Source organism: Candidatus Hydrogenedentota bacterium (assembly GCA_018005585.1).
Classification (GTDB): Bacteria; Hydrogenedentota; Hydrogenedentia; order Hydrogenedentales; family JAGMZX01; genus JAGMZX01.
In genome coordinates, this window is sequence record JAGMZX010000209.1 from 1 (window position 1) to 7,553 (window position 7,553).

The window sequence follows — 7,553 nt, forward strand, 5'->3', positions numbered from 1 at the left end:
CCTGAACGCACGTCGCCGCTAAGCGCAGATGAATTGCAGGACCTGATAGCCGCACTCAGCGACCCGAAGCCGTCCCCGCTCGAATCCGCACGAACGCCTGCAGCGGAGCCCGTTTCGGGGTCTGCCGGGTCCCGGCTGACAACGACGCCGGACGCCGCCCTGCACTTGGAAGACATCGAAGCACTTATTGCCGCCGTTGACCGCGATGCAAACGACAGCTTGTCCCCGGCCGCGGCCATGAAAGAGGAGCCCGTCACGCAGGAGGTGCTGGATGCGCTCATCGCGGAGATGACCGCGCTGCAACTGCCCGGGAAACCGGCCGCGCCGGCGCAGCATGCCGCGGAACTCGACACGCCGATCGCCGGAACGGAAGAGGACGAGGCTCTCAACAAGGCCGGTATGGACGACACACTGGCTGGGGCCGCTTTGGATGCCACGGCTGCGCACGGCCGCGAGATGCCCGCCGCGGAACTGAACGCGGGCGTCTCCGGGGCGGCCATTATTGACCCGCATTCCGAAGCGAACGCCTTCAACGCCTTTCCCCCTCCCCTGCCTGAGCAACCGGCGGCGGGCGCGGAGGAAAAAGGTTTGCTGTCCCAGGCAGACCTGGACAACCTGATCGAACAGGCCTTGCAGCAGGACAAGCAGAGGCCGCGTCCGCCGGAACCGCACGCCGAGGCGCCGCCCCCGATTACGGAGGAACCGCCGCCGCCCCCCCCGGCAACCGGGCCGGAACCGGCCCCGTCAAGGACTGCTCCAGGTCCCGCGCGCACGCGGCGCACGTTCGGGCCGTGGCTGCGCCGGCAATTTCCGCGGCTTGCCGTTTCGTTGCTTGTTGCGTGGACCGCCACCGCGGCCACATTCACCTATTTGTACCGGCATCAGGAGCAGCTGCCCGACCTTGCGGCGTTGCGCGCGCCGGTGACCTCCCGGGCCATCGAGGAAATTCTCTTTCGCGCGCGCGAGCGGTTTGCCGCGGGGGAATACGGCGAGGTCGTGCAACTGATGGACGAAGCACTCGCGGCGGCGGCGCCGGGCCCCATGCGCACCGACGCGGCTTACTTGCGTCTGGAGGCGCGGTATCGCGCGTTGCAGCCCGATGCGCCGCAAGCTGACGCAGACGCCGTCATTACGGAAATCGAGCGCACGGTGGAAGGTGCGCGCACGCATCCGAAGGCGCCGGAGGCCCTGAGCTGGAAAGCCGGACTGCACGAGCGCCTCAAAGACCTGTCGTCGGCCCAGGCCGTCTATGAGCAAATAGTCTCGTACTATCCCGCGGCCCCCAACGCCGACACCGCGCTGTTCAACGCCGCTCGCATCGCGCTTGCGCGCAAGCGCGCACGCGACAGCGTCGACCTCGCGCGCCGTTTCCTCCAGCAGTTCCCGGAATCCGCCCATGCCGGCGAAGCGAGCCTGCTGATCGCGGACGCCTACGCGCTCGCGGGCATGACGGACGAAGCGCGCAGCTTGTACGCGCGCACGGCGCAGGAAGCCCCAACAACCGCAATGGGCGCGCAGGCCTACCAGCGGCTGGGCGAAATGGCGCTCCATCAAGGCGATTATGAAGCGGCTATCCGTTATCTGGAATCTCGCCTGCGCACCGCGACTACCACCGCGGGCAATGACCGCGTCTATCTCCAGCTCGCGCGGGCGTATCGCGCTTTTGGCCGTTTGGAGGAGGCGCGCAACGCGCTCAACGACCTCATCAACTTCTTTCCGCAGAACGAAGTCACGCCGCACGCGTTTGTCGAGCTGAGTCAGGTGCTTGACGCGCTCGGCAGGCGCGACGAAGCGGTCCAATTGGCGCTCCAATCGGCCACGCGGTTCCATGATAACCCCGCAGTGCTCGCGAACGCGGGCGAACTGCTCGGCCTCGCGGGACGGCCCGGCCCCGCCGCGGAAATGCTCGTCGCGGCGGACGATGCGGGCGCGGGCGACCCGACCTTGCTCATCGCGGCGGGGCGTCATTTCCACACGGCAGACCGCCTCGAGGAAGCGTTTGCGGCATACGAGCGCCTGCGCACGAGCTATCCCCGCACGCCACAGGCCGTCGCGGGCGGAATCTCGGGCGCGGCGGTCCTGTATGAACTGGGCCGGCCCACCGAGGCGGTGGACCGGCTGGAAAGCCTCGTAACCACCACGGCGGGCACGCCGCACTACCTGTCGGCTGTGTCCACGCTCACCGGCATCTACCAGGACCTCGGACTGCGTCAGCGCGTGGTCGAACTCGCCCAACAGCTTGCGGGCGCATCGGAGGAACCGGAGATGCTTGCCCGGGCCGCTCTGGACCTCTTTCGCGCCGGCGCCACGGATTTGGGCCGCCAGATATCCGGCCGGGTCGACCTCGCACGGCTGACGAACGAAACGGCCTACGCGTTGCTCGCGGCGGAAGGCGCCGCGCTCGTGGACGCCGACCCGCCGCGCGCGGTCGAGAAACTCGAAACCGCCGCTCTGAATTACCCCGACGCGCGCAAACCGGAAGGCGACGTGGCGCTGCTGCGCGCGTATTTGCGAACGGACCGCCGCGCCGCCGCGCGCCGCGTAGTCATGGAACTCGACGGGCACGCGCGCGCGAACCCGGTGGATGCGCCATGGCTGGTTCAAGCCATCGTGGCCTGGGGCGACCATCTGCTGCAGATTGGGGACGCGCGCGAGGCCGCGAACGCCTACGCACTGGTCGAGGACCTGGAAGCCGGCCCGGGCGGTTTCGACAAGGAGACCCAGCGCAACCTGGATTGGGCCAAATTCCAGCACGCCAGTGCGCTGCTGGCGTTACATGATTTCGACGCGGGTCTCATCCTGCTCGAGGAGATTGCGCAAACCGGCGCGTCATGGGCGGCCGAGGCGGCGCTGAAAGCCGAGTACGCGCGCGTCGAACAGCGCCTGCGCGGCGCGCCCGCCGCCGCGGGCGGCGGAGAGGGGTAAGCCGCCGTGGCAAGCGAAGACCTCGTGGCGCGCGTGAAGCAGCACCTCGAACATCAGGCCGCCTGGCTCGAGAAAACGCTGGGCGAGCTTGAGCGTATCGAGGACCGGCTCGAAGAGGCGGAGTTGGACGAGCTTGCCGAACGTCACGCGCACGACGCGGCAATCACGGCGCAGTATACGCGAGAATGTGAAGCGCTGCTGCACGAATGGCGCCGCGTGGACGACATTAACGACGCGGACCGTGAAGCCGTGCGGGCACTGGCCAACCACGTCGAGGAACTGATCGCGAAGCTGACGCGGCGCTACCAGGAGGCCGCGGCGGCCGCGGGCGAACGGCTTGAAGATTTGCAGGAAGCGTACGGGGCGCTGCGCCGGAACAAACACGCGGTGCAGCGGTATCGCCCGGGCGGCGACGAGGAACCGGGCTGCCTGGACAAGAAGGCCTGACCTGAGAAACGCATGACGCCTCACGACCACCATAACGCCGGCGACCTCGCCGCGCTTGCCCAGGCGATGACCGCCTTCACGCAGGCGACCTCGACGATGGAAGAGGCCTACCGCCGCTTGCAGGAGCGCGTGCAGAACCTCGACAGGGAACTTGCGGAAAAAAACCGGCGGCTTGAGTTCACCACGGAGTACCTCAGTAATCTGCTCGAGAGCATTTCGGACGGATTCGTCGCCGTTGACGCCGCGAACGTGATCACGCACTTCAACCGCGCCGCCGCCGTCATTCTCGGCTACGCCCCCGAGGAAATGATCGGCCGCGGCTTCACCGAGGCGTTCGGCCGCGATTTCCTGCAGCCCGCGATTCCGGGCGTCACGCACCTGCGCGCGAAAAGCGGGCGGCTCGTGCCCGTGAACGAACGGAATTCGCCCGTGTCCGACCGCCGGCGCCGGCGCCTCGGCTACGCGAAAACGTTTCAAGACCTGAGCGAGATCATCGCGCTGCGCGAGCAGATGCGCCAGGTCGACCGCCTCGCCGCCATCGGCGAGATGGCCGCTTCGGTCGCCCACGAAATCCGCAATCCTCTCGGCGGCATACGCGGCTTCGCCGCGCTCCTCGCGCGCGACCTCGCCCGCGACGACGCGCGCCGGCGTCTCGTCGAGAAGATCATCGCCGGCGCGGAAAGCCTCGACAAGGTCGTGAATGAACTGCTCGAGTACACACGGCCCGTGGCCTTGCGCCTGCGGCCCGCCTCTTGCGCCGAAATCGTGGACGCCGCGATCGCGTTTGTCGAAACGGAACCGAAGGGCATCATCCTCAGGAATGCCGTCGACCCCGCGTTGAAGATTCTGGGCGACCCGGAGAGGCTGCGGCAGGTCTTTCTCAACATCCTGCTGAACGCCGTGCAAAGCATCGAGGACGCGGGCGAGACCCGCGTGTACGCGGAGGCGGACGAGCGCTTTGTCACGGTGGTCGTCGAAGACACCGGCTGCGGCATGACGCGCGAGCAGCGCGAGCGCATGTTTTCGCCGTTCTATACCACCAAGGAAAAAGGGACGGGGCTCGGTCTCGCCGTGTCGCTCAAGATCGTCGAGGCGCACGGCGGCGCCATCGACGCGGCAAGCGAACCCGGGCGCGGCACCGCCGTGTCGGTCATGCTGCCCCGCGCGGAATAGGAACGTATGTCCAGATACCGCATTCTCGTTGTGGATGACGACGCGCTCATGCGCGAATACGTGGAAGAGGCGATGGTCCGCGCCGGACACGCCGCCGACGCCGTCGCAAACGGCCCGGACGCGCTTGCGCGGATGGAAGCGACGATATACGACGTCGCGATCACGGACCTCAAGATGGCGCCCATGGACGGCCTCGAACTGCTGCGTCGCGCGAGGGCTGTCAGCCCGGACACCCCGGTGATCGTCATGACCGCCTACGGCACGATCGAAAGCGCCGTGGCCGCGCTGAAGGAAGGCGCCGCGGATTACCTGCTGAAGCCATTCACGCCCGACGCAATCGAGGTGGCGGTCGAGCGCTGCCTCGAGCGCGCGCGCATCGCGCGGGAAAACCGCTACCTCCGCGACGAGATCGATGCGCGCTATGATTTCGGCGCCATGATCGGCGACAGCCCCGCCATGCGTGTCGTCTACGAGCAGATCCGCAAGGTGGCGGACAGCCGCGCCACCGTGTTCATCCGCGGCGAGACCGGCACCGGCAAGGAGCTGGCCGCGCGCGCCATCCATTTCGCGGGGAGCCGCCGCGACAGGCCGTTCATCAAGGTCAATTGCGCCGCGTTGAGCGCGGGTATCCTCGAAAGCGAGCTGTTTGGCCACGAAAAGGGCGCGTTCACCGGCGCGCACGACCGGAAGATCGGGCGCTTCGAACTCGCGGACACGGGCACGCTAATGCTCGACGAGATTAGTGAAATCCCCGTGGACCTCCAGCCGAAACTGCTGCGCGCCCTGCAGGAACGCGAATTCGAGCGCGTCGGCGGCAATATCCCGATTCAGGTGGACACCCGCATCGTCGCCACGTCCAACCGCGACCTCGAACAGGCCGTCCGCCTCGGCAAACTGCGAGAAGACCTCTTCTACCGGCTCAACGTGGTTTCCATCTACTTGCCGCCGCTCCGCGAACGCAAAGAGGACCTTCCCGCATTGATGGACCACTTCCTCGAGCGGTTCTGCCGCGAGAACGGGCGCCGGGTGCGCGGCTTTGCGCCGGCAACACGCAAACGCCTGCTCGAATACGATTGGCCGGGCAATGTGCGCGAATTGCAGAACGCCGTGGAAAGCGCCGTGGTGCTCGCGGCGGACGATGCGCCGCTGCCGCCGGAGCAGGTCCGGCTCAGCGGCGTGCAGGCCGCCGCAAACGGGAACGATGCGTCAGGGGTGACCCCGGGCACGACGGTCGCCGGCATCGAGAAGCAGTTGATTCTCGTGACGCTCGAACACTGCGCCGGGAACCGCACCCGCGCGGCGGAGATGCTCGGCATCTCCGTGCGGACTCTGCGCAACAAGCTGAAAGAATACCGGCTCGCGCAGGACGCGGAGGAAACGGAGTAGCCCGTCTGTCTTTTCGCTCAGCAGGGCAATTCCCACCCCTTGCGGTATTCTTTCGTCAGCAGCGCGTTCGCGGCGCTGTTGTTCGCGATCACGCCCTGCGCGCAGTCATATTCGATCTTCGATCTTGCGAGCAGGGCGACGTTGCCCATGTTCGCGATCTCGGTGAGCGGCGCGGCATAGGAGAAATGCGACGACACCTGCTCGCCCGACTTGATGCCGTAAATCCAGTGCTGATACGAGTCTTCATTCGGAATGCGCGGGATGACTGCCGCGGGCCGCGTGTAATCGTTCATGCGCGCCGCGGGCAAAAGCCGCGAATTCTCGCCGTTGCAGCCGCAGGTTATCGCGCCGTCCGTGCCGATAAAGAGCGAACCGTTGCCCTTCTCGCCCAGGGGTTCGTCCGCGGACACGCCCTCGGGATGCGCCGGCATCAGCCCGCCGTCGTGCCAGTACAGGTCGAGCGGGCCCATGCCGGCCCGGGCCGGGAACGTGTACTTGATGACCGACTTGAGCGGCGGCGTCTGCGCGGTCATACCCTCCTGCATCACCACCTCGCACGTGAACACGGGCGCGTCCATCAGCCGCAGTGACCGAAAGGCCGCGTTCATTACGTGGCAGGCCATGTCGCCGATGGCGCCGCAGCCGAAATCCCACCAGCCGCGCCACTTGAACGGCGCGTAGCCCTCGTTGTACGGGCGGAACGGCGCCGCGCCTGTCCATAGGTCCCAGTCCATCGTGTCGGGCACGGGTTGGCCGGGCAAGGGCTCGGCGATGCCTTGCGGCCAGATGGGCCGGTCGGTCCACGTATGCGCCTCCGTGACCTGGCCGATCACGCCCGACCAAATCATTTCGCACAGTTCCCGCAATTCGTCGTAACAATTGCCCTGATTGCCCATCGCGGTGATCAGGCCGCGTTCTTCCGCCGTCCGGCGCAGCAACCGCGCCTCGGCTATGGTGTGCGTAAGCGGCTTCTGCACGCGGACGTGCTTCCCAAGCATCATGGCGTAATAGGCGGCAGGGGCATGCGTGTGGTCGGGCGTCGACACGGTGCACGCATCAATCTGGTCGCCCATTTCGTCAAGCATCTTGCGATAGTCTTTGTACTTCTTCGCGTTGGGCAGGTCATTAAACGCTCCGGCTGCGTTTCTCCAATCCACGTCGCACACCGCAACGATATTCTCGCTGGTGCAGCCCATGATATCGCCGTGGCCCATGCCGCCCACGCCGATTCCCGCGATGTTCAGCTTCTCGTTCGGCGAATGCTTGCGCGGAACGACCCGCGCGGCATTCACGCGCGGCGTGGTTGCGCAGCCGCTCCCGAAAGCGGCGGCCGCCACTGTGGTCGTGGTTGCAGCAAGAAAAGCGCGGCGGGTCAAGGTCCAGGATTCACTCATGGTTTCCTCCCAATTCTATTGAGTTCTTGCGCTTTGCGGAACGCAGCGCACTCTAGCCCCGTCCGGATCGAGGTGTCAAAAAGACACTCATACCGGCACGACCTGCCTGCTGCGCGGTTCACTCGCCGCTCCGGCGACTCCCCCTTGCGTCTTTCCCGCGCAAGCGGGAACCCAGCACACAAAACAAACCGGTCATTCCCGCGCTCTCCCCTCTTCGTCTTTCCCGCG

Annotated in this window: 5 protein-coding genes; 4 read left to right on the forward strand and 1 reads right to left on the reverse strand. The window is 66.6% G+C overall.

Features of this window, described 5'->3' with window-relative positions; all coding sequences use genetic code 11:
• From KA184_22090 to KA184_22105, 4 genes are all read left to right on the forward strand, one after another.
• On the forward strand, positions 1-2,925 hold a 2,925-nt coding region (locus tag KA184_22090), incomplete at its 5' end, for a tetratricopeptide repeat protein (protein MBP8132280.1).
• Positions 2,926-2,931: 6 nt separating this feature from the next.
• A complete protein-coding gene (locus tag KA184_22095) occupies positions 2,932-3,372 on the forward strand; it encodes a hypothetical protein (GenBank protein MBP8132281.1) in 441 nt (146 codons plus the stop codon).
• A gap of 12 nt (positions 3,373-3,384) precedes the next feature.
• The gene (locus KA184_22100; protein ID MBP8132282.1) at positions 3,385-4,545 is read left to right on the forward strand and encodes a PAS domain S-box protein; all 1,161 of its coding nucleotides are present in this window, start codon (positions 3,385-3,387) and stop codon (positions 4,543-4,545) included.
• A gap of 6 nt (positions 4,546-4,551) precedes the next feature.
• On the forward strand, positions 4,552-5,931 hold the full coding sequence (locus KA184_22105; GenBank protein MBP8132283.1) for a sigma-54-dependent Fis family transcriptional regulator: 1,380 nt from the start codon (positions 4,552-4,554) through the stop codon (positions 5,929-5,931).
• 17 nt (positions 5,932-5,948) lie between these two features.
• Here the strand turns inward: KA184_22105 and KA184_22110 are convergent, their stop codons facing one another.
• Positions 5,949-7,223 (reverse strand): Gfo/Idh/MocA family oxidoreductase, encoded by a 1,275-nt coding sequence (locus tag KA184_22110; protein MBP8132284.1) that lies wholly within the window; start codon positions 7,221-7,223, stop codon positions 5,949-5,951.
• Positions 7,224-7,553 lie beyond the last annotated feature (330 nt).

Coding starts and splice junctions, on each gene's coding strand:
- KA184_22100 (MBP8132282.1), top strand. CDS start 3,385: ATGACGCCTCACGACCACCATAACGCCGGCGACCTCGCCGCGCTTGCC.
- KA184_22105 (MBP8132283.1), top strand. CDS start 4,552: ATGTCCAGATACCGCATTCTCGTTGTGGATGACGACGCGCTCATGCGC.